Annotated in this window: 1 pseudogene; it reads right to left on the bottom strand. The window is 27.0% G+C overall.

Annotated features, from left to right (window positions below):
• Nucleotides 1-538: pseudogene (locus E6A48_RS07885) on the bottom strand (VWA domain-containing protein); the annotation flags it as partial.
• Nucleotides 539-640: the final 102 nt, after the last annotated feature.

The raw sequence follows: 640 nt of genomic DNA, 5'->3' as shown, positions 1-640 counted from the left end.
TTTTTTTTTGCGTTGTATAAGAATGAGGAAGCTTCTTACCATAAAAAACTTTTTTAATATCTTGTTCCATTTTTCTTTTTAATTTTTCTACAATATCTCTTACTATACTATAGGCAAGCTTTTTTACATTAGAATCCATCATATCTCTAAATGTTAGAATATTTTTAAGAAGCTCCATATTAGGCTCCATTTCCTTTAAAATATTCTCATCTGTAATCATCTCAGTCAGATTATATTTATTTAGAGCATGAGTCTGCATAATCTGAACTGTTTCTTTTGGAAAGAGTTTTCTTATTTTAGAAACCCACATCGGCACAGTTAAATTGCTTTTATTTTTACCTCCCTTTGTTGTTGTAGAATTATCATCATTATAATAACCGTCTTCTTGTGAGTATTCTCTGTCATACAAAAAATTTAGAGTTTCATTAAGGTCAGATAATCCATTTTGCAATTCAATATTATTATCTGCAAAATCTCCGAGTATAAGACGCCATCTATTTAGAGTGTTATTTTCGTTATTATTATCTAATTTTATCATATTTATTTTTTATATTGAGGTTATTTTATATAATACTAAAAATTACTGAGTTTGTCAAAAAATATTTTTCAATTTTTTATTTGTGGTGGCTTTGCCCCCTGC

This window comes from Brachyspira pilosicoli (assembly GCF_019402445.1).
GTDB lineage: Bacteria > Spirochaetota > Brachyspiria > Brachyspirales > Brachyspiraceae > Brachyspira > Brachyspira pilosicoli_B.
Note: the sequence above shows the minus strand (reverse complement) of the source record. Positions and strands in the feature narration are given on the sequence as shown.